Here is a 24,135-nt window from a genome sequence, read left to right as displayed (position 1 = left end):
CCTCCTCTATGGACAGTCAGCGCCGGTCATGCCTTGGTCGCGGCGGCGACGACCTTGGGCACGATCTTCTCGAGCGCGAACGGGATGCTCAGGGTGGACGGGAACGCCAGCGACAGCGCCTCGCCGACCTCCAGCGCGACGTAGGCGCCGCGCTTGACCGCGGGCAGGGCCTGGAACAGGCGGTCGCCCTCGACCTGCTTGCGCTCGTCCTCGCTGCGGAAGGAGAACAGCACGACATCGGCGTCGAGCAGCTTGGTGTTCTCCTTGGCGACCACGGCGCGGCCGGCGGGACCGGCCTGCGGGAGGCTGGTGACCTGGTCGGAGAGCGTGAGGCCGAGCTGGGACAGGAACCGCGCGGAGGCGTCGGTGGGCAGGACGACGGTGGCGAGCTCGCCCTCGGCGTTGAGCAGGCTGAAGGTGAAGGTCTTGCCCTCCAGCGCGGCCTTGTTCTTGTCCTTGGCCGCGGCGATCCTGGACTCGACGTCGGCGATGGCCTTCTCGGCGGCGTCGGCCTTGCCCAGCGCGGCGCCGATGCGCTTGGCCCTGGTCTGCCAGGTGTCCTCGGCGACGTCGTCCTGGTAGGACAGGGTGGGGGCGATGGCGGTGAGGTTGGCGAAGTCGTCGGCCAGGGTGTAGCTGTCGGTGGCCAGGATCAGGTCGGGGGCCAGCTCGGTGATCTTCTCGAACGGCAGGTTGTCCTCGACCTCGATCTGCTGGGGCGCCTTCGCCCCGCCCAGCCTGGCCTCGACCCACGGCGCGAGGCCGGAGTCGAAGTTGGTCTGCGGGGTGATCGCGATCGGGACGACGCCGAGCGAGACGGCCTCGTCGACATCGCGCATGAACCCGACGGTGAGCACGCGGCCGGGCAGGCTGGGGATGACGGCCTTGCCCTCGGCGCCCTCGATGGTGAGCGGGAAGCCCGCGCCTGCCGCACCGCTGGTGGGGGCCCCGCCCTGGCCGGTGGCCGGGGCCGGGGTGTCGCTGGAACCGCAGGCGGTCAGGCCCAGGGTCAGCGCGCCCGCGGCCGAGCCGCTCAGGAAGAGCCTGCGGGAGAACGGCCGGGCGGGGCGCGGGGAGATGTCGACCATGGACGTGCCTTTCTGCGGTTCTGACTGCTTCATCTGTCCCCACCGGGGGTGGGGGTCCTCAACACGGCCGCGACGAGCGGGCCGACCACGCGCAACGCGTGGGAAGTCAGGAGGAACTCGTGTTCGACGTCGACCGTGTGTGTGGTGAGCTCCCCCGCGATGTGGGGTTCCCACAAGGCGGGGTCCCCTCCCGGGGTTGCTCGCACTAAGAGGGCGTCGCCGACGTAGAGGCCGGGTTTGACGGTGGTGTCGACGTTCGCGACGGCACGCATGCTGGTGGCGAGTGCGCTGATGCGGTTGGCACCGAGGCCGGTCAAGAGGCCGGTGTCGGCGAGTTCGGCCGCGCGGTCGGGGGTCATCGCGTCCGGGTCGATGTCGTCGACGAGGTAACCCGCGCGCTGGAGCCATTCGTGCAGGAAGCGGGACACGCCACCCGGTTCTCCCGGCTCGTCGCCGCCCGGGTAGCCGTCGAGCAGGACCAGGGCGGTGACCCGGTCGAGCCTGCAGGCGATGGCGTGCGCGAGGACGGCGCCGAGGGACCAGCCGAGCAGGCGGACCGGGCCGGTGGGCGCGGCGGCGGTGATCAGGTCGGTGTAGCGGTCGGCCACCTCGTCGATGGACACGGGCCCGGTGAAACCGGTGGCCTGGAGGCCGTACACGGGGACGTCGGGGTCGATGTGGGCGAGGAGCCCGGTGTAAGACCAGCTGAGACCGAGCCCGGGGTGCACGCAGAAGAGCGGCGCGGCGGTGCCTACGGGCCTCAGTGGGAGCAGCGGTTCGTACGCGGTGTCTTGGTCGGTCGCATCCAAGCGGGCCGCGAGCGCGGCCGGGGTGGGGGCGTCGAACACGGCGCGCAGTCCGGGTGTGGCGTCGAGGTCGGCGCGGATGCGGGAGATGAGGCGGGCCGCGAGCAGGGAGTGGCCGCCGAGGGCGAAGAACGAGTCGTCGACGCCGACCTCGGGCAGGCCGAGCAGTTCTGCGTAGAGGTCGCACAGGACGCGTTCGGCGCGGGTGCGGGGGGCGCGGGTGGCCGTGGCCGCGTACTGGGGCGCGGGCAGGGCGCGGCGGTCGAGCTTGCCGTTGGGGGTCGCAGGGAAGGTGTCGATGGCGACGATCGCGGCCGGTACGAGGTGGTCGGGCAGGGTCCTTGCGAGGGCGGCGCGGAGGTCGACCGGGTCGGCGTCGGCGGGGGTCACGTAGCCGACGAGCCGGGTGACCCCCGCGTCGGTCCTGGCGATGACGGCGGCTTGGCGGACGGCGGGGTGGGTCAGCAGGGCGGCCTCGACCTCACCGGGTTCGACGCGGTGGCCCCGGATCTTGACCTGGTCGTCGGCGCGGCCGAGGAACTCCAGAGTGCCCTCGGCGGTCCGGCGGACCAGGTCGCCGGTGCGGTAGAGGCGGTCGCCGGTGCCGTAAGGGTCCGCGATGAAGCGGGTCGCGGTCTCGCCCGGACGGTCGTCGTACCCGCGCGCGACACCGGCACCTGCCATGTAGAGCTCACCGGGGACACCGACCGCGACCGGGCGTAGAGCCGAGTCGAGCACAACCGCGTGGGCACCCGCGATGGGCTTACCGATGTGCGGTTGTCCGGGAGCGACGACAGTCCAGGTGGCGTCAACTGTGCACTCGGTCGGGCCGTACAGGTTGAGGGCTAGGCCATCGAACGCGGCCAGGTCGTTCCATAGGCGTGGGCTGACTGCTTCGGCGCCGGTGGCGAGGATGGAGAGGCCGGTATCGAGGAGCCCGTCCGCCACTAGAAGCTCAAGCAGAGACGGTGGCGCGTCCACGAAGTCGATGCGGTGGTGCTTGCAGTAGTCGACGATGCCGGGTGAGTCACCCATGAGGTCGTCGGGCAGGACGTGGACGGTGTGGCCCGCGAAGAGCCACAGCAGTGGGTCCACGGAGCCGTCGAACGCGAACGAGAGCAGGTTGAGGGCGCGGAACCGGCGGGGTTGGTCGATGAACGCGGCGCGGTGCGCGAGGGCGAGGTTGGCCACTCCCCTGTGGGTAGCGACAACGCCCTTCGGTCGGCCTGTCGAGCCAGAGGTGAAGACGACGTAGGCAGCGGAGTCCGGGCTTACCGGGCCAGGTAGCCAACCTCGCGAGTCCGATGTCGGAGGTGTCGTGTTGTCGATGACCACTACCGGGCGCGCGGCCGCGAGGGTCGCGGAGATCCGGTCCGCGGGATAGGCCGGGTCGACGGGGACGACGACCGCACCTGCCTTCCATACGGCCAGCATCGACACGATGACGTCAACCGAGCGCGGTAGCACTACTGCGACGCGATCCTCTTCGTCGACACCCCGGGATACGAGGTACCTCGCGAGGTTGGTCGACAAGGCGTCCAACTCGCGGAAGGTCAGGGACACCGCACCGCACGCGACGGCGGGCTCGTCCGAGTCGGCGTACTCGGCGAACAGGTCGAGCAGGGTCGTCGTGCGCGGTTCGACCTGGGGGCGGGGTGCCGCGGGTGGGTGGTTGACCTCGCCGACGAAGTCGACCCGCGCCAGGTCGCGCAGGGTGGAGAGCAACAGGCCGCCGATACCCGCGGCGTGGTCGCGGTCCAGGTGGTGTTCCAGGCCCAGGGTGAGGCGTGCGCCGGGTTCGGCGGTGAGGGTGAGCGGGTAGTGCGTGGCGTCATCGGTGTCGACGCCGGTGGTGCGCACGTCCATCGCCTCGCGGACCGTGTCGATCGCGGTGTCGTCCACCGGGTAGGTCTCGACGACGACGAGGGTGTCGAACAGGTCGCCCACCCCTACCGCGGCCTGGATCTCACCGAGGTTGAGGTGGTGGTGGTCGAGCACGGACGTCTGCGCGCGGTGGAGCTGACGCAGCAGGTCAGGGATCTCGGTCCAGGGGTTGAGCCTGACTCGCACGGGGATGGTGTTGATGAACAGGCCCACCATGGAGTCGACGCCGGACAGGTCGGCAGGTCTACCGGATACCGTGGCGCCGAAGACGACGTCGTCGCGTCCGGTAAGGCTGCCCACGACGATGCCCCAGGCGGCGTGCAGGACTGTGCTGACGGTGACGCCCGCGCGACGCGCCAACTCGGTGACTGCCGCGCTCAAGTCCTCGGGTTCGGCCAGTTCCAGCCTCTGTGGCCTACCTGTTGCAGGCAAGGCTGTCAGGGTCGGTTCGGTTACCCCGTCGAGGAGATCCGCCCATGCCTGGAGGCCGGTTGCCTTGTCTCGTTTGGACAGCCAGGCCAGGAAGTCTCGATACGGGCGAACGCGCGGTAGTGGGGTTCCGCTATAGAGGGCGAACAGGTCGCGCAGCAGCAGCGGTCCGGACCAGCCGTCGAGAAGGATGTGGTGGCTGGTGATGACGAGCCGGTGGGTGGTGTCGCCGGTGCGAGCCAACAGGAACCGGATCAGGGGCGGCTTGGCGAGCACGAACGGCTCGTCTGGCGGCTCGGGGCTCGCGCGCAGGTCGACCTCGGTCCACGACACACGCACGCGCCGCAAGACAACCTGGACCGCTCCGGTCGCGTTCTGCACGAACGCGGTTCGCAGCACGGCGTGCCGTTGCACCAGGGCCTCAGCGGCTTCTCGCAGCCGGGCAGCATCAACTGCGCCGTCTAGGTCCACCACTGTCCGCACGGTGTAAACGTCGTCGGTGTCGTCCAAGAGTGCGTGGAACAGCAGGCCCTCTTGCATTGGGGCAAGAGGCAGGACTTCCTCGATGTTGGACCGGCTCACAGGTCACCCCACTGCTCTTCGAACGCGTCGAGGCTGGCCTGGTCGATGGTGACCAGCGACATGTCCGAGGGGGTGTGGCCACCCGGGTGGTCCTGGGCGGCCAGCTCCGTGAGCGCCTCGGTCCACCGGGTAGCGAGTGCCATGACCTCGTCCTGGGTGAGGACTCCCTCGGGGTAGGACCAGGTGGCGCGCAGGACGGGACCGGCGGCGGTGTCCTCGGTGAGGGCAGTGATCTCCAGGGTGTTCGCGGCCGGGGCGGTGAGGTCGGAAATACCCGCTACATCCGCGTACTCGCCTAGCTGCGTCCACGGGCCCCCAGCGCCCACGCCGCCGTAGCGGCCCAGGTAGTTGAAGGTGATCTGCGCGGGGTTAGGTGGCTCGTGCAGGAGTCCGTAGCCGATGCCCTTGTCGGGGATCGCGCGCAATGTCTCCTTGACGTGCTTGAGCGCGTCACCGATGTCGGGGTGGTCGACCGTCAGCCGCACGGGATAAGTGCTGGTGAACCAGCCAACTGTGCGGGATAGGTCTGCCCCTTCGACCACGCTGTCTTCGCGACCGTGGCCTTCCAACTCGACCAAGGTCGGGCCGCCGTGGCGTCGTAGTGCCACACCCAACGCGGTGAGCAGGACGTCGTCCACCCGCGCGAAGTACAGGTCGGGCACGTCGGTGAGGACTGCCCGCGATACCTCGACGGATAGCTCTACCCGCACGTCCCGCACTGTCGACAGCACGTCGCGGACAGGGTCAAGGGTTCGGCTGCCCAACAAGGTGCTCTCGCCTTGGAGTACCGAACGCCAGTAGTCCACTTCGGACTGCCTGTTCGCGGAAGCCAGGCCGACGGCCCAAGCCCGCAGCGAGGTCCCAACCGGTGCCAGTCCTGTTGGGCGACCTGCGGCCGCGTCCTCGTAGGCGTCAGCCAGATCGGGCAAGAGGATTCGCCAGGAGACGCCGTCAACGGCGAGGTGGTGCACGACGATGCCGATGACGTCCTGGAACCAGACGACCTGGAGCAGGACACCCGCGGCCGGGTCGAGTCGGTCCGCGGCGGCGTCCAGTTCGGCACGGACATCGCCCCGACCGGCTCGGACGACGCCGTCACCGCTACCGGCGGGCGGCACCACATAGCGCCAACCATCGCCGTCAGGGGTAACGACAGCTCGCAGCGCGTCGTGGTGACGCATGACGGCAGCAACCGCCGACGTGAGCGCTGAGGGATCCAGGTCGGCAGGTGCCGCGACCACCGCTGCTTGGGCGTACCGGCGCCTCAGTCCGTCTCGTGACAAGACGGCTCGCATGACAGGCGTGAGCGGCACCTCCCCCACGGCGTCGATGGTCGATTCCTTGATCGTCTCCGGCACGCGATCCGCTACGACTCGCGCGAGGTCACCCGCGGTGCGGCTGTCGAACACGTCGCGCGGTGAGATCACCAGCCCCGCCGCCCTGGCCTTCGCGACGAGTTGCAGTGACACGATGCTGTCGCCGCCGAGCGCGAAGAACGAGTCGTCGACACCGACCCTGGGCAGGCCCAGTACCTCGGCGAACAGTGAGCAGACGAGTTCCTCGACCGCGGTGACGGGCTTGCGGGTGCTCGCGGTGAAGTCCGGCGCGGGTAGTGCTCTGCGGTCGACCTTGCCCGAGGGGGTTACCGGGATCGCTTCAAGCACCTGGATCGTGGGCGGCACCATGTGCTCGGGTAGCCGTTCGCCCAACCAGCCGCGTAGGGCGTCACCGTCGAGCCTGGTCCCGGTGCAGTAGCCGGCGAGCTGGGTGGCGCCGCTGGGTCCGCGCACGGTGACGACGACGGCTTGCCGCACAGCGTCGTGCGCGGCCAGAGCGGCCTCGATCTCCTGGAGTTCGACCCGCATGCCGCGGATCTTGACCTGGTGGTCGACCCGGCCGAGGAACTCCAGGGTGCCCTCGGCGGTCCAGCGCGCGAGGTCGCCGGTGCGGTAGAGCCGTGCGCCGGGGGTCCACGGGTCGGCCACGAACCGGCTGGCGGTCTGCGCCGGGTCGCCGACGTAACCGCGGCCCAGCGGCAGACCGCCGGTGTACAGCTCGCCCTGGACGCCCGCGGGGACCGGGTTGAGCGCCGCGTCGAGGATGTGGACGCGGGTGTTGGGGTTGGGGCGGCCGATGCTGATGCCGCGCCGGACCGCGTCGCCCCGGTAGAACTCGTGGCTGACGCCGATGGTGGCCTCGGCGGGGCCGTAGCCGTGGTACATCGTGGCGTCGAGGGTGCGGCGGAACCGGTCGAACAGCTCCGGGGTCAGCGCCTCGCCCCCGCACCAGACGTGCTTGAGCGTGTCGGTCACGGCGGTGATGCCCGGTAGCTGCAAGAGCATGTCCAGCATCGACGCGACCAGGTAGGTGAAACTGACCCGGTGGTCGGTGATGAGCCCTAGCAGGTACTCCACGTCACGTTCGGCGCCTGGCGCGGCCACGACGACAGCGCCACCGGTGACCAGGGGCAGGAAGATCTCGTTGATGGAGATGTCGAACCCGAGGGGCGCCTTGAACAACGCGGCGTCGCCGGGACCGAAACCGAGCATCTCCCGCTGCCACAGCAAGCGCGCGGCGATAGCCTTGTGCAGGATCATCGCGCCCTTGGGCGTACCGGTGGATCCTGAGGTGTAGATGACGTAGGCGAGGCCGTCCGGGTGTAGTCGAGCCGGGACCACCTCGGTGTCCGAGTGCAGTTCAGCGACCCGCAGGACAGGCACGTCCAGCTCAGGTAGCCCTATCCCGGACTCGGTGATGACAGCGCGAAGACGAGCACTGCCGTGGATGTCGGTGACGCGTTGCGCGGGCCAAGAGGGTTCCAACGGTACGAACGCGGCCCCGATCCGTTGCACGCCAAGCATGGCCGCGATGAGTTCCGGTGACCGGTCCAGGTGCAGTCCGATGATGTCCTCGCGGCCGATACCCCTATCGGTGAGGGCAGCCGCTACGGCGTTGGCAGCACTGTCCAGCTCGGAGTAGGTGAGCGTGGTGTCGCCGCTGATGACAGCGGTCGCGTCTGGCGTGCGCGCGACCTGCTGCGCGAACAAGGCAGGCACGGTGACGTCGGCGACTGGGGTGGCCGTGTCGTTCCACCCGTGCACGAGGAGTTCACGCTCGGCGGGGTCCAGGACGTCCAGTTTCGACAGCGGGGTCCTTGGCGCTGCCGACGCGGTGGACAGCACACGGCTCAGCCGCCGGGTCAGGGTCTGCACGCTGGTTTGCTCGAACAGGCTCGCGTCGTACTCCAGCGATCCGTCCAACGAGCCGTCGGGCAGGGGGGCGAAGTTGAACGCGAGGTCGAACTTCGCTCCACCGGTCACGGCAGCGTCGTCGGAGACGGGGCGCGCGCTCACTCCAGGTAGGGCCGCGCCGCCGACACCGGCTGTCCGGAAGTCCACCATGGTCTGGAACAACGGGTGCCGCCCGGTCGCACGGTCGGGGTTGACCGCTTCGACAACGCGGTCGAACGGCGCGTCGGCGTTGGCGAAGGCTCCCAGAGCGGTTTCCCTCACCCGCGCGAGTACGTCGCGCAGGGTGGGGTCACCAGTCAGGTCTGTGCGTAGAACGACGGTGTTGACGAAGAAGCCGACGAGGTCGGCGACCGCGTCATCACCGCGTCCGGCCACGAGCGCGCCGAGCGGGATGTCCTTGCCCGCTCCGAGCTTGTGCAGCAGCGTGGTGACAGCAGCGGCAACCACCATGAAGTCGGTGGCGCCCACCTCTCGTCCCAGGGCGCGCAGGCCGGTGACGACGTTAGCGGGCACGGTGAACCGCACGACGCCGCCCTGGCTGGTCTCCTTCGGTGCGCGTGGGTGGTCTGTCGGCAGCGGGATGGCCTCGGGCAGTTCGCTCAGCGTCCGGGTCCAGTGGCCGAGCTGGTCGGCGAGGAGCCCGTCGAGCAGGTCGTTCTGCCAGAGGGTGTAGTCGGCGTACTGGACCGGAAGTGGCGTCCAGTCGGGGGCAGCGCCTGCCCGGCGAGCCGCGTAGGCGTCAGCGAGGTCTCGCAAGAGCGGGCCGGTGGACCACTCGTCGCTGGCGATGTGGTGGACCACGAGAACGAACGCGTGGTCGGTGGCGCCGATGCGCAGCAAGGTCGCGCGGATCGGAACCTCACGGCTGAGGTCGAACGGGTAGTCGGCCTCGGTCTGAACCTGCACCTGTAGCGCTGACTCCGTCGTATCGCGAACCGCAAACGGTGTGCCCACCTCGTCGAGGATGTGCTGTCTGGGCACGCCGTCCTCTTCGAGGAAGACCGTGCGCAGGCTCTCGTGTCGAGCGATGACGTCACCGATGGCGGCGCGCAGCGCTTCAGCGTCCAACGCCCCACTGAGCCGGACCGCGAACGGCACGTTGTAGGTGCCGGACGGGCCGTCGAGTTTGTGCAGGAACCACAGCCGCGCCTGGGCGGCCGAGAGCGGCACCCGAGATAGCCGTGGCCGTGCCACGAGAGCGGGCCGATGGGACCGGGCGGCCTGGTCGACGAGCGCGGCGAGTCCGGCGACCGTGGGGGCCTCGAACACGGCCCGCACGGACAGGTCGGCGTCGTGTTCGGACCGGAGCCTGGCCACGAGCCGCGCGGCCAGCAACGAGTGGCCGCCAAGGTCGAAGAACGAGTCGTCCGCGCCGACCTGATCGCGGTCGAGCAGGGCCGCGTAGACCCGTGCCACAGCCGTCTCGGTGGCGGTAGCCGGTGCGCGACCTCCCACTGCGTCCGGGGCAGGGAGGGCCTTGCGGTCGAGTTTCCCGTTCGGCAGCAGCGGGAGTTCGTCAAGAACAACGACCCGCGACGGCACAAGATGTTGCGGTAGTACCAACGCCACCGCGTCTCGCACAGCAACACCATCGGCGCCCGGCAGCGCCGTCACGTAACCGACAAGAACACCGCCGCGCCCGACAACGACCGCTTGGCGCACGTCGTCGAGGGCGGCGAGAGCAGCCTCGACCTCGCCTGGCTCGACCCGGTAGCCCCGGATCTTGACCTGATCGTCGACCCGACCGAGGAACTCGACGGTGCCCGACTCAGTCCACCGCACCAGGTCACCGGTCCGGTAGAGCCGACCATCGCCGAACGGGCTTGCCACGAACCGGGAGGCGGTCTCCCCCGGCTTGCCGTGGTAGCCACGCGCGACGCCCGGGCCACCGATGTACAGCTCGGCAGGCACGCCCGGTGGAACCGGGGATAGAGCGTTGTCGAGCACGTAGAGACGGGCATTCGCGATAGGGCCGCCGATGTGCGGGGCGACATCGGGCTCGATCCGCGCCCAGGACGCGTCCACCGTGGCCTCGGTGGGGCCGTAGAAGTTGACGCCCGTCACGTTCGCGGCCGCGATCCGCTCCCACAGGCGCGGACCGACTGCCTCGGCTCCGGTAGCGACAACCTTCGGCCGGTTGTCCCCGTCCAGCAGCCCCTCGTCGAGCAGCAGTTCCAGGAGTGACGGCGGCGCGTCCACGTAGTCGATCCCGGCGGACTGGACGTACTGCGTGATCGCGCGCGGGTCGCCCATGGCCTCTTGGGCGAGGATGTGCATCTCGTGGCCGGACAGCAGCCACAGCAACGGATCCACGGCCGCGTCGAAGGCGAACGACACTGCGTTGAGCACGCGGAGTCGCTCCCGCGGCATGACCGCCAGGCGATGAGACCAAGCAAGGTTGACCAACCCGCGATGGGTAGCGACAACTCCCTTGGGGCGCCCGGTAGAGCCAGAGGTGTGGATCAGGTAGGCGGCTGAGTCAGGGCTTACGACCCCGGCTGGGCTTCCTGTACCGGTCCATGTTGACGGATCGTCCGATACGGCAGTCCTACCAGGGACGGCAGCGCCGATGACAGCAACCGGGTCCGCGTCGTCCAGGACGAGAGCGATCCGGTCAGCCGGGTAGGTGGGGTCGACGGGAACGACAACGCCGCCGGTCTTCCACACAGCCAGCATCGCGGCCACAACGCTCACCGAGCGTGGTAGCACTACCGCGACCCGGTCTTCCGGGCCGACCCCCAGCGATGTCAGATGTGCGGCGAGCCGGTCGGACAGGTCGTCCAGCTCCCGGAAGGTCGCCGACCCACCACCCACCACGGCCACCGCGTCGGGACCGGCGGACGCCTGCTCGGCGAACAGGTCCAGGGCGGTGTGCTCGGGGACCTCGACGACGGTGGCGTTCCACGCCTCGACCACGAGGTGGCGTTCCCGCTCGTCGAGCACGCTCACCCGCGACAGCGGCAGGTCCGGTGCGGCGGCCATCGCCTCGACGAGCCGCCGCAGTCGGACCAGCATGCCTTCGACGGTGGCGCGGTCGAACAGGTCCTCGGCGAACTCCGCCGACACGAGCAGGGCACCGTCGGCGCCGGTGGTGACGCCGAACGCCAGGTCGAACTTCGGGGCGGCGGGCGCGCCGGGGTCGACCACGGTGGTGGTGAGCCCGGGCAGGCCGGTGGCGCCGCCATCGGGGTTCCAGTAGTCGACCAGGGTCTGGAACAGCGGGTGGCGACCTGGCTCACGCCCGGGGTTCACCGCTTCCACGACCCGCTCGAACGGCACGTCGGCGTTCGCGTAGGCGGCCAACGCGACCGCGCGGACCCTGGCCAGCAGCTCGCGCGGGGTCGGGTCGCCGGACAGGTCGACGCGCAGGACCACGGTGTTGACGAAGAACCCGACGAGGTCGGCGACGGCCTGCTCACCGCGCCCGGCGACCAGGGCGCCCAGCGGGATGTCGTCGCCACCGCCGAGCTTGTGCAGCAGCGCGGCCACAGCGGCATGGGCGGCCATCAGTTCACTGGCACCGGTGTCGGTCAGTACCGCCCGCAACCGGGCCACGATCTCGGCCGGGATCTCGTCACGGACCCGACCAGCACCAGCGACAGGGGTAACCGGACGAGGCCGGTCTACCGGCAGGGCGACCGCGTCAGGCGCACCATCGAGAATGGTGCGCCAGTGCGCCAACTGCTCTCCGGTGACGCTACCGAGGACCTTCTCCTGCCAGAGGGTGTAGTCCGCGTACTGCACGGGCAACGGCGCCCACGCGGGAGACTTACTGGTCTTCCTGGCGGAGTAGGCGATAGCGAGATCACGCAGCAGCGGACCGGTCGACCACTCGTCCGCGGCGCTGTGGTGGATCGACAGGAGCAACACGTGCTCGTTGTCGGTCACGCGGAACACGTCCACCCGGATCGGGATGTCCGTGTCGAGGCGGAAAGGCACTGCGGCAGCGCGCTCCAGGTCCTTGTCTGGATCGGCTGTGTCGGTAACCGTGAAGGACACAGCCACCGCGTCGAGTACCCGCTGATAGGGGACGCCGTCGTGTTCCTCTAGGACCGTCCGCAGGATCTCGTGTCGGGCAACGACATCGTCGAATGCCAGACGTAGTGCATCGAGATCCAGCGCGCCGATCAGTCGTGATGCGAATGGCATCGTGTACGCCGCAGAGGGACCGTTAAGCCTGTCGTGGAACCACAGGCGTGCCTGGGCGGCCGACAGTGGAACGCGGTCCGGACGCTTCTCGGCTCGCAGCACGGGGCGGCGGGGGCCGCCGGCGAGGGTGTCCAGGTGTGCGGCGAGCCCGGCGGCGGTGGGTGTGTCGAACACGGCCCGGATCGACAGGGGTCCGTCGATCTCGGCTCGGAGGCGGGCGACCAACCGGGCCGCGAGCAGAGAATGCCCACCCAGGGCGAAGAAGGAGTCGTCCAAGCCGACCGTGGGCACGTCCAGCAGGTCCGCGAACAGGTCGCGGACCATCCGCTCGGTGTCGGTGGCAGGCTGCCGGGTCGACTGGCCGGAGAAGTCGGGAGCGGGCAGTGCCCGGCGGTCCAGCTTGCCGTTGGGTTGCTGCGGTAGCGCTTCCAGCTGCACGATCGCGGCAGGCACTAGATAGTCGGGCAGCAGTCTGGCCAGCTCGGCGCGTAGTGCCTCTGCGGCTGCGGTACCGGTCACGTAGGCGACAAGCCTGCCGTCGCGTGCGACCACCGCTGCCTGCGCGACGCCGGGTAGACCACTCAGGACAGACTCGACTTCACCTGGCTCGACTCGGTAGCCCCGGATCTTGACCTGGTCGTCGACCCGGCCTAGGAACTCAACCGTGCCCGCCTGGCTCCACCGCACCAGGTCGCCGGTTCGATAGAGCCGCCCTTCACCGAAGGGGTTGGCGACGAACCGGGTAGCCGTCTCCCCTGCCCGACCGAGGTAGCCGCGCGCGAGCCCTGGGCCGGCGATGTACAGCTCGCCCGGTACGCCTACCGGGACGAGTCTCAAGGCTGAGTCGAGGACGTAAGCGCGGCTGTTGGCGATCGGCTGCCCAATGTGCGGCTCACCTGGGTCGACCTCAGTCCACAACGCGTCGACCGTGCACTCCGTGGGCCCATAGAGGTTCAGGGCGGTCACGTCGGCTTCGGCCAGCCGCTCCCAGAGCCGGTTCCCGACGGCTTCCGCGCCGGTGGCGACCACGCTGAGCGGCCCGTCGAGCAGCCCAGCTGGGATCAGCAGGTCCATCAGGGACGGCGGCGCGTCGATGAAGTCGATGGCGGCGGCCCGGGTGTGGTCGACGATTCCCTGCGGGTCGCCGATCAGCTCGTCAGGGAGGATGTGCAGTTCGTGGCCGGAGAACAGCCACAGCAGCGGGTCGACCGAGCCGTCGAAGGCGAACGAGAGCACGTTGAGCGCGCGTACCGGCCGCCCGAGCCGCTCCCCCGCCGGGTCGATGAACGCCTGCCTGTGCGCGGCGGTCAGGTTCACCACGCCCCGGTGGGTCGCCACGACGCCCTTGGGCCTACCGGTCGAGCCGGAGGTGAACACGATGTAGGCAGCGGAATCCGGTCCGGCGGGCCCCTGCGGCTGACCTTGTCCCGTCCACGTCTCGGGCTCGTCAACGAGCACGGCAGGGCTATCGGCGAGTCCGCGATGGGTGATCACCGCGACCGGGTCGACCTCAGCCAGAACGGAGGCGACACGGTCCGCTGGGTAGTTCGGGTCCAGCGGAACGGTGACGCCACCTGCCTTCCACACGGCCAGCATCGCCACGACCACGTCAGTCGACCGGGGTAAGAGCAGCGCGACGGGTGTCTCGGGCCCGACCCCCAATGACACCAGGTGTGAGGCAAGCAGGTCGGACCGTGCACCCAGCTCGGCGAAGGTCAGCGACGAGCCCCCGCACACCACGGCGACCGCGTCCGGCGCCTGTTCGGCGACGAGGTCGGGCACGGTCACGGCTCGCACGGGCAGGTCCGTGCCGGACCACCCCAGGACCCGGTCGCGTTCGGCGGCGCTGAGGACGTCCACTCGGGACAGCTCGGTGCCCGGGTCGTCGGCGAACGCGGCCAGCACGGCGAGCACCCGGCTGAGGACCTGGGCGACGGCGTCGCGCTCGAAGACGTCGGTGCGGTACTCCAGCTTGATCCGCAGCAGGTCGCCGTCCGGCATCAGCATGAGCGTCATCGGGTAGTGCGTGTAGCCGCGTGACCAGCCGACCTGCGCGGTGAGACCATCGGAGCGGGCCTGGTCGAGCAGGTCGGCGGTGTCGAGCGGGAAGGTCTCGAAGACCATCAGCGTGTCGAACAGCCTGCCGGTCACCGGGGTCAGCGCCAGGATGTCGCTGAGCCCGACGTGCTCGTGGTCCAGGACGCTGGTGCGCGCGTCGTGCAGGCGGGTCAGCACGGCCGCCACCGGGTCGCCCGGGGACCACTGGACCCGCACGGGCACGGTGTTGATGAACAGGCCGACCATGGCCTCCACGCCCGCCAGCTCCGGCGGACGCCCCGACACGGCCAGACCGAACACGACGTCGTCACGTCCGGTCAGCGCGCCGAGCACTACGCCCCAGGCAGCGGACAGCAGCGTGTTAAGCGTGACTCCCTGCGCCCGCGCTACCTGCGTCAGACGCGCGGTCAGCTCAGGCGAAACGGCGTCGACTACCTCAGCGGGTAGTACCGAGGCGTCTCGGAGGTCGGCACTGACGAGCAAGGTGGGCTCATCGACCCCGTCGAAGACATTCGCCCACGCGGCAAGGGAGGCGTCGTGGTCACGGCGGGTCAACCAGGCGAGGAAGTCCCGGTACGGGCGCGGTGGGGCTGCCAACGCGCGGTTCTCGTAGAGGGCGAACAGGTCTCGGACCACAAGAGGCGTCGACCAGCCGTCGAGCACCAGGTGGTGATTGGTGACTACGAGCCGGTGGTCACGGTCTCCGACTCGCACAAGGGTCAGCCGGACAAGAGGTGGCTGCGTGAGGTCGAACCGAGCTCGCCGGTCTGCCTCCAGGAACTCCTCGTATGCCTCGGTGCTCAGGTCGAGCACGACCAGCGTGGGTGTGACCTCACCTAGGACAACCTGGGCAGGTGTCGCCGTCTCGTCGCTGAACGCGGTGCGCAGCACGGGATGCCTAGCGACAAGAGCCGCGGCGGCGGCGCGGAGACGGTCTACGTCAACAGCGCCGTTGAGGTCGACGACCAGTTGCACCGAGTAGAAGTCGACCGCGTCGGCGTCGTAGTTCGCGTGGAACAGCAAGCCTTGCTGCAACGGCGACAAGGGCAGCACGTCGCTCAGCTCGGGGAAGCGCTCCTCCCACAGCTCGACATCCGCCTGCGACGCCTGCACCAGAGGCAGGTCGGACGGCGTGCGCCCACCCTGTCCACGGTATGAGGCGAGGGCGGTTAGCTCTGCCGCCCACAGGTCGGCCAGCCGGGAAACCTTGTCCTCATCGAACAGGCTGGCCGGGTAGCGCAGCTGGATCTCCAGGCCCGCGCCATCGGGGATGACCGCGTTGACCACCAGCGCCGCGGCCGCGGGCAGGCCGCGGTCGGCCGCCGGGGCGACTCCGCCGAACCCGATCGTGGCGAACCCGAGCGGGTCGTCGGTGGGCGGCGCGACGCGGCCGATGTAGTTGAAGAGGATCTGCGGCTCGGGGAAGGCGTCCAGGCCGGAGTCGGTGAAGTGCCGTAGCAGGCCGTGGCCGACGCCCCGGTCGGGCAGGTCGGCGAGGTGCTGCTTGACCCGCTTGACGGTCGTGGCGAGGTCGCCGGTGGCGTCGAGGCGGACCGGGTACTGGGTGGTGAACCAGCCGACCGTGCGGGAGAGGTCGGCGCCGTCGACGATGTGCTGCTCACGGCCGTGCGCCTCGACGGTGATCAACGTCGAGAGCTCCCCGGTCCCGCGCCACGCCGCGACGGCTCGCCCGAAGGCCGCCATCAGGACCTCGCCCGGCCCGGTGTGGAACGCGACGGGGACGGTGGTGAGCAGGGCCTCGGTGGCCGCGACCGGCAGCGACGCGGTGACCTCGCGGACGGTCTCCCTGGTGTCGCGGGCCGGGTCGAGCCTGCGGGCACCCAGGACCGGGTCCGGGCCCTCCACGACCGCCAGCCACAGCGGCAGTTCGGCGGTCCGCGCGTCGGCGACGGCCGGGAGCCGGTCGGCCCAGGCGCGGAACGAGGTGACCACCGGCGGCAGGTCCTCGCCGCGCAGCGCGGCGCTGAGGTCGTCGGCGAGGATGCGGCAGGAGTAGCCGTCGGTCGCCACGTGGTGGCAGGTCAGCAGCGCGAACCCGGGGTCGAACCAGGTCAGCTGGGCCAGCAGGCCGCCCGCGCGGTCGAGGCGGGCGACGGCGGCGGCGTGCTCGCGGCGCAGCAAGTCGGGGTCGTCGGTGCGTTCGACCCGGTGGACCAGCGGTCCGGCGTCGACCGAGCCTGCCGGGGCGACGGTCAGCTCGTGGTCGTCCCCGAGGACCGACCGGGCCCGCAGCATGTCGTGGTGGTCCAGCAGCGCTTGGAGCGCGCCGACCACGGTGGACCGGGTGGCGCCCGCGGGCACGGGGACCAGCACGGCCTGGGAGAAGCGCTCGAACGGCCCACCCCTGGCCAGGAAGGTGCGCATGATCGGGGTCGGGGTGACCGCGCCCGCGCCGTCAGCCGCCACCAACTGAGGCGGCACGGACTGGTCGGCGGCTCGGTCGATGGCGGCGGCTAACTCGGCGACCGTGCGCAGCTCGAAGACCTGGCGGGGTGAGAGCACGACCCCGGCGGCGCGGGCGCGGCCGACGAGCTGGATGGAGATGATGCTGTCGCCGCCCAGTTCGAAGAACGACTGGTCGACGCCGACGGTGTCCCGGCCGAGGACCTGCGCGAACAGGTCGGCCAGCAGGCGCTCGGTGTCGGTGGACGCGGATCGGCCCGTGTCCGTACCGAAGTCCAGCGGCGGCAGCGCGCGCCGGTCGAGCTTTCCGTTACCGGTCAACGGGAGCGCGTCGAGCACTACGAACCCGGCGGGCAGCATGTGCTCGGGTAGCCGTGCCCGCAGGTGTTCACGGATCGCGTCGATGTCCGAGGTACCGACGACGTAAGCGGCCAGGTGCGCGCCGGATGGCCCGTCAGTGCGGGCGACAACGGCGGCGTGGGTCACGCCAGGCGCGGTAGCGAGAACGGCCTCGGTCTCGCCCACCTCGATGCGGAAGCCGCGGATCTTGACCTGGTCGTCAGCTCGACCCAGGTACTCCAGCTCACCGGACTCGGTCCAGCGAGCCAGGTCGCCACTGCGGTAGAGCCTGCTTCCCGGGGCGCCGAACGGATCCGCCACGAACCTGGACGCGGTAAGCGCAGACCGACCCAGGTAGCCGCGAGCGAGTTGCCCGCCACCGACATACATCTCCCCCGGTACACCCACCGGCACCGGCGCGAGCGAGCTGTCGAGGACATGCACGGTCAAACCAGGTAGCCCGAGGCCGATGACACTGCCTGCGGCGGTAGGGTCCAACTCGCGGAAGGTGACGTGCACGGTCGTCTCGGTGATGCCGTACATGTTCACCAGGCGCGTCCCGGGCCAGCCCGCGATCCGGGTCGGGTCGAGCGCCTCGCCGCCGAAGATGACCACGCGCGGCACGAAGCCCCGGCGCTCGACCGCCGACAACTGGTAGAACGCGGACGGGGTCTGGTTGAGGACGGTGACGCCGTGCGCGACGAGCAGGTCGCGGAAGTCCTCCGGGGAGCGGCTGACCTCGTGCGGGACCACGACCAGCGTGCCGCCGGTCACCAGCGGACCCCACAGCTCCCACACCGAGAAGTCGAACGCGAACGAGTGGAACAGCGTCCACACGTCCGCCGGGCCGAACCCGAACAGCGGCTGGGCGGCGGACAGCAGCGTGACCACGTCCCGGTGGGTGACGACGACGCCCTTGGGCGCGCCGGTCGACCCCGAGGTGTAGATGACGTACGCGGTGTTGTCCGGGGTGCTGCCGCCCATCACCGCGGGTGCGGCGGGCTGCGTCGGGTGCAGGACCGGCAGGTCCACGTCGAGGTCGAGGGTGGTGATCACCGCGACCGGGGACGCGTCCGCGAGCGTGGCCCGGACGCGCTCCTGCGGGTAGCCGGGGTCGATCGGCAGGTATCCCGCGCCTGCCTTCACCACGGCGAGCGCGGCAACGGCAAGGTCGGCGGAGCGCGGTAGGAGAACCGCGACGAGGTCTTCAGGAGAGACCATTAACCGTGCCGCGAGGGCATTGGCTCGGGCATCGAGTTCGGCGTAGGTGAGTGTTTCGCCCTGGAACTTGACGGCGGGCGCGTCCGGCGTGCGGGCTACCTGCGCGGCGAAGAGGTCGACGAGCGTGGACTCGGGTGTCTCCACGGCGGGGATCGCGGGAACCGGCTCGACGGCGACCCGACCCAGTGCGGCGACGCGCGCGGCCGGGCGGGCGACGATCTCGGCGAGCAGGTCGCGCAGTCTGCCGAGCAGGCCATCGGGGTCGGTCACGAGGTCGGGCCGGTACTTGAGGGTGAACTCGAGCGTGTCGCCGTCGGGCATCACCATCAGCGTGAGCGGGTAGTGCGTGGAGATCGGGCGGCCGGTCGAGGTGACCCGCAGCCCGGTCGAGGCCACGGCGGCGTCGATGGCGCCGGTGTCGAACGGGAACGACTCGAACACCACCAGGCTGTCGAACAGCTCGCCGACCCCGGACCCGATGGCCCGCTGGACCTCGGCGAGGCCGACGTGCTGGTGGTCGAGCAGCTCGGCCTGCTCGTCCTGGACGCGGGCGAGCAGGGCGGTCACGGTCTCCGCCGGGTTCAGCCGCAGCCGCACCGGGATGGTGTTGATGAACAGGCCCACCATCGACTCGACGCCGGGCAGGTCGGCGGGCCTACCGGCGACGGTGGCACCGAAGATGACATCGTCGCGGCCGGTCAACCTGCTCGCGAGGATTCCCCATGCTGCCTGGACGACCGTGTTGGTCGTGACCCCTTGCGCTCGTGCGAACGCGGTGAGGCCGGGGATGTCGAGGACCACTTCACTCGGCAGGACAGCGTCAGCATTGACGGCGGCCGGTACGAGCAACGTGGAGGTGTCGACATCACCGAGTGCGTTCTTCCACGCGGCGAGCGACTCTGCCTTGTCCCGGTTGGCCAGCCACGCCAAGTGGTCGCGGAACGGGCGCGCCTCGGGCAGGGCCTCGCCCGCATAGAGGGCGAACAGGTCGCGCATGAGCAACGGCGTGGACCAGCCGTCCATCACCAGGTGGTGGTTTGTCAGCACGAGCCGGTGCCGGTCGGCGGCGAACCGCAGCAGCATCGCGCGGATCAGCGGCGGCTGGTCGAGGTCGAACCGGGTGGCGCGGTCGGTGGCAAGCAGGTCGTCCGCGCGACGCTCGTCGTCAGCGCCGGTTAGGTCTACCTCAACCCACGGCACCTCGACCTCGGCTAGGACGACCTGGATCGGGTCGCCGACATCGCGCACGAACGCGCTGCGCAGCGCGGAGTGCCTCTTGGTCAGCCCGTGCACCGCGGCCCGCATCCGCTCCGCGTCGAGCGGACCGGCGAGGTCCAGCACCAACTGGGCGAGGTAGACGTCCTGCGTCGACTCATCCACAGTGGAGTGGAAGAGCATCCCCGATTGCAGCGGGGACAGCGGGAGGATGTCCTCGATCGAGCTCACGAACGCTTCCACCTTGCCTCTAGGGCGTCGAGCTGGCCCTGGTTCAGCGACACCAAGCCGACGTCAGACGGGGTCCGGCCACCGGCGCCCGGTCCCTTCGCGTGCGTGACCAACGCCTTGAGCGCGGCGATCCAGCGCTCGGCCAGTGCGGCCACCTGCTCGGCGGTGAACAACTCGGCCGCGTACATCCAGTGCGCGGTCAGCGTGGGACCGTCCTCAGTGACGGCGTTGACCACAAGACCGGCCGGTAGCGCCATGTCGTCCGCATACGCGGCACCGATGCCGCCCGGGGCAAGAGTCCAGTCTTGGTCGGATGACTCAAACCGACCGAGGTAGTTGAAGCCCAGCTGCGGGTGCACGTCGAGTTCGGGGTGCAGGTGGCGCAAGATGCCGTAGCCGATGCCGTGGTCCGGTAGCGATCGCAGGTACTCCTTGACCCGCTTCACCGCCGCACCGGCCGCGGCACCTCCGGCCAACGCCTGCGTGACGTCGATACCGGTCAGGTCGAGGCGTGCGGGGTGCTGGCTGGTGAACCACCCGAGGGTGCGCGACAGGTCCGCGCCCGGCACCACCTGCTCCTCGCGGCCGTGGCCCTCGCGCAGCACGAGGGTCGAACGCTGCCCGGACCAGTCGGCGACGGCCAGCCCGAACGCGGCCAGCAGCACGTCGTCGACCCCGGCGAAGAACGCGGCGGGTACCTCGGTCAGCACGGCCTCGGTCGACGCGGAGTCCAGCGTCACGGTGTGGGTGCGGACCGTGGACCAGGTGTCGATGGTCGCGTCCGGCTGCCGCGACCCGAGGGCCGCGTTCGGCCCGTCGAGCACCGACCGCCACAGCGGGAACTCACCCGAGCGCGCCTCGGCGGCGTCGACCAGGCCACGTGACCAGGTGCGGAACGAGGTGCGCACCGGCGGGAGTTGGCCGGACCGCCACGCCGCGGCCAGGTCCTCGGCGAACACCCGCAGCGACACCCCGTCGACCACCAGGTGGTGTGCCACGACCAGCACGCGGCGCGGGAACCACACCACGCGCAGCACCACACCGTCCACAAGCGACAATTCGGCGGCCGCGCGCTCCAGTTCCTCGTCGAGCCCACCCTCGGCCTGCCGCACCACGGCGGCCGCCTGGACCGCGCCGACCGGCCGGAACCGAAGGTCGGGGTCGGTGATGGCGCGCAACGAGTCGTGCCGGTCCACCAAGACCCGCACGGCCCGTTCAAGCCGCTGCCGGTCCAGATCGGGACCGTCGAGCACCAGCCACATGCGGTGCCGGTCGCCGATCGGGCCGCGGTCGCGGAAGGTCCGCATGATCGGGGTCGGCTCGACCACGCCGGTGCCGTCGTCGACGACAACCGCCTGTTCCCGAGGCTCGACCTCGGCCGCGGCGGCGAGCTTGGCGACGGTGCGGTGCGCGAACACGTCCCGGGGGGTGATCTTCAGCCCGGCTTGGCGGGCGCGGCGCACCAGCCTGATGGAGACGATGCTGTCGCCGCCGAGTTCGAAGAACGAGTCGTCGACCCCGACCGCGTCGTGGCCGAGCACCTCGGCGAACAGTTCGACGAGCGTGCGCTCGACCTCGTTGGCGGGCAGACGGGACTCGGTCGCGGCCACCTGCGGTGCGGGTAGCGCGCGTCGGTCGACCTTGCCTGATGGAGACAGCGGCAACGCGTCCAGGACCGTGATCGTGGCCGGGACCATGTGCTCGGGCAGTTCGGCGGCGATGAACTCGCGCACTGACGCCGGATCGGCGGATCCCACGACGTACCCGGCCAGGTTGCGCTCGCGCACGGTCACCACTGCCTGGTTGACCTCCGGGTGCCGCAGCAGCGTTGCCTCTACCTCGCCGAGTTCGACCCGGAAGCCGCGGATCTTGACCTGGTCGTCTACGCGACCGAGGAACTGCAATGCCCCGGACGAGAGTCGCCGCACGCGGTCACCGGTGCGGTAGAGACGAGCCCCGGGCGCGCCCCACGGGTCGGCTACGAACCTGGACGCGGTCAGACCGGGCCTGCCCAGATAACCGCGTGCGACCTGGATACCGCCGACGTAGAGCTCACCGACGACTCCCACCGGAACCGGCCGCAGCCGTGCGTCGAGCACTACGCACGTCGTGTTCTCCACCGGCGACCCGATCGGAACGGCCCCATCGGCGACCGGCGCGACGACGTCGTGCAGCAGGCAGCCGACGGTGGTCTCGGTCGGGCCGTACTCGTTGATCACATCGACGTCGGCTGGCGCGGTCCAGCCCGCCAGCGCCGCCCCGTGCAGCGCCTCACCTGCGATCACCAGGGTGCCGCGCTCGGCGAGCCGCACCGAGGCGAGCAGCGGCAGGTGGCTCGGGGTGATCTTGAGGAAGGTCGCGGTGCCCACGGCCTCGGCGATGGCGTCCGGCGAGTCCGCACACAGTTCCACAGCGCCGCCTGCCACCAGCGTGCCCAGCAGCGGGGTCACCGTGAAGTCGAAGGAGATCGACGAGTGCAGCAGCGTGTGCCCGGTGAGGCCCTTGAACCGACGCAGCGACCACGCGAGGTGGTTGCTCAACGCGCGGTGGGAGACAACGACACCCTTGGGCTTACCGGTCGAACCAGAGGTGTAGATGACGTAGGCGGCGTGATCGGGGTCTAGCGGCAGGATGCGGTCGGTGTCGCTGATAGGCGCCGCGGACTCCCCGGACAGGTCGAGCGTGTCGAGCAAGAGGCGATCAGGACCCGCGGGCAGCGCGTCGGTGACAGTCAGCACGAGGCCAGGCGCGGAGTCCTCCAGCATGAGCCGGACCCGGTCAGCGGGGTACTCGGGGTCGACCGGCACGTAGGCGGCGCCCGCCTTCGCCACGGCGAGCACGGCGACGACCATCGCCACCGAGCGCGGGATGGACAGCGCGACGGTGCTCTCGGGGCCGATGCCGCGCGCGATCAGGACGCGGGCGAGGCGGTTCGAGCGCTCGTCGAGGGCGCGGTAGGTGATCTGCTCGCCGCCCGCCAGCACCGCGAGGACGCCGGGGATCAGCGCGGCCTGCGCGGTGAACCAGTCCGGCAGCAGCGTGGTCGTGGCCGGGACGGCGGTGGCGTTCCAGTCCGGTTCGGTGCCGTCGTGCAGGTCGATGTCGCCGATCGGGACGTCCGGTGTGGACAGTGCGCCGTCGAGCAGCCGGTCCAGGTGGGCGAGCAGGCCGGCGACGAGGTCCACGGCACCGGCGGCCGCGGGGTGGTTGGCCTCGATGGTCATGTCGTCGCCGTCAGTTTCAACGGCGAGCGTCAGGTCGAACCGGGCGTCATCGCCGGGTACGTGCCTACGGGTCGCGAGCAGCCCGGCGGCGCGGAACGGCTCTAGCACGGGGGTCCGCAGCGACAGCACGACGTTGAACAGGCTGGCGCCGCCGCGACTCCGGTCAGGGTCAACGGCGCGGGCAACGTCATCGAGGTCCGCGTCCTGGTGGGCGTACCCGGCGAGACAGACCCGCCTGGCTTGCGCGACCAGTGAGGTGAAGGTGTCAGCAGCGTCAACGCGCATGCGCAGCGCGATGGTGTTACCGAGGTAGCCGATGACCGCGTCGCCGCCGTCGATGTCACGGTTGACCACAGGGGCGCCGATCAGCAGGTCGTCGGCGCCGGTGTAGCGGTGCAGCAAGGCCGATGTAGCGGCCAGCAGCACCATGAACGTGGAGGCGCCTTCGCGGCGAGCCAGCTCGCGGACCCGCCCGGCGGCGCCGGGAACAAGGGGCCTGGACTGGTCGTGGCCGCCCGCGCTGGGGCCTGCGGCGCTGAGGATCGGTAGCTCTACCAGGTCCGGCAGCGGTGACAGCGCCTCGACCCAGTGGTCGACGGCCGCGGCCGGGGCGGTCGGGGCGATCTCGGTGAACTGGCGGGCGGGCGGCAGGGTGCCGCGCCGGTAGGCGGTCACCAGCTCGCCGAAGAACACCGCGGAGGTGCCGTCGTCCCAGGCGATGTGGTGCGCCACGACGACCACGGTGAGCGCGTCGGGGGCGGTCGCGACGGTCCTGACCCGCAGCGGGGAGTCCACCGCGAGGTCGAACGCCTTCGCCGACAGCGACCGGCACAGCTCGTCGACCCGGGCGGGGTCGCTCACCTCGTGGTGGTCGAGCACGGGCGGCAACTCGGCGTGCACGACCTGGGTGACCTCGCCGTCGGCACCCATGCGGTAGGTGGTGCGCAAGATGTCGTGCCGCGCCACGACCTCCCGCACCGCCGCGTGCAGCCGCTCGTGGTCGACCGCCCCCACCAGGTCGAGCGCGATGCGGATGTTGTAGCCGACCGAGGCGGGGTCCAACTGCTGCAGCGACCACATCCGGCGCTGCCCCGGCGAGAGCGGGTGCTCGCCGCCGGACCCACCCGCGACCGCGGTGGGCGTCTCGGCGAGGCCCCGTTCGGCCAGCCGCCTGCGCAGCAGGTCACGGCGCAGGGCGGCGCGGTCGGGGCTGGGGGTGTCGGTGCTCACGGAC

The 24,135-nt window shown here is 70.5% G+C and carries 4 protein-coding genes; all 4 read right to left on the bottom strand.

Annotated features, from left to right (window positions below):
• Positions 1-26: 26 nt before the first annotated feature.
• From CLV68_RS31130 to CLV68_RS31115, 4 genes are read right to left on the bottom strand one after another with little or no spacing between them, the layout of a single operon-like run.
• The gene (locus CLV68_RS31130) at positions 27-1,121 is read right to left on the bottom strand and encodes an ABC transporter substrate-binding protein (RefSeq protein WP_170224694.1); all 1,095 of its coding nucleotides are present in this window, start codon (positions 1,119-1,121) and stop codon (positions 27-29) included.
• Entirely contained in the window at positions 1,118-4,789 is a 3,672-nt protein-coding gene (locus CLV68_RS31125; protein ID WP_147460240.1) for a non-ribosomal peptide synthetase, read from the bottom strand. Before CLV68_RS31125 ends, CLV68_RS31130 begins: the two co-directional genes overlap by 4 nt.
• On the bottom strand, positions 4,786-19,677 hold the full coding sequence (locus CLV68_RS31120) for a non-ribosomal peptide synthetase (protein ID WP_121394574.1): 14,892 nt from the start codon (positions 19,675-19,677) through the stop codon (positions 4,786-4,788). Before CLV68_RS31120 ends, CLV68_RS31125 begins: the two co-directional genes overlap by 4 nt.
• Positions 19,674-24,131, bottom strand: a complete 4,458-nt coding sequence (locus tag CLV68_RS31115) for a non-ribosomal peptide synthetase (protein WP_121394573.1) — start codon at positions 24,129-24,131, stop codon at positions 19,674-19,676. The genes CLV68_RS31120 and CLV68_RS31115 overlap by 4 nt, the downstream gene beginning before the upstream one ends.
• Positions 24,132-24,135 lie beyond the last annotated feature (4 nt).

It is taken from the genome of Actinokineospora cianjurensis (assembly GCF_003663795.1).
Classification (GTDB): domain Bacteria; phylum Actinomycetota; class Actinomycetes; order Mycobacteriales; family Pseudonocardiaceae; genus Actinokineospora; species Actinokineospora terrae.
Note: the sequence above shows the minus strand (reverse complement) of the source record. Positions and strands in the feature narration are given on the sequence as shown.

Coding starts and splice junctions, on each gene's coding strand:
- CLV68_RS31130 (WP_170224694.1), bottom strand. CDS start 1,121: ATGAAGCAGTCAGAACCGCAGAAAGGCACGTCCATGGTCGACATCTCC.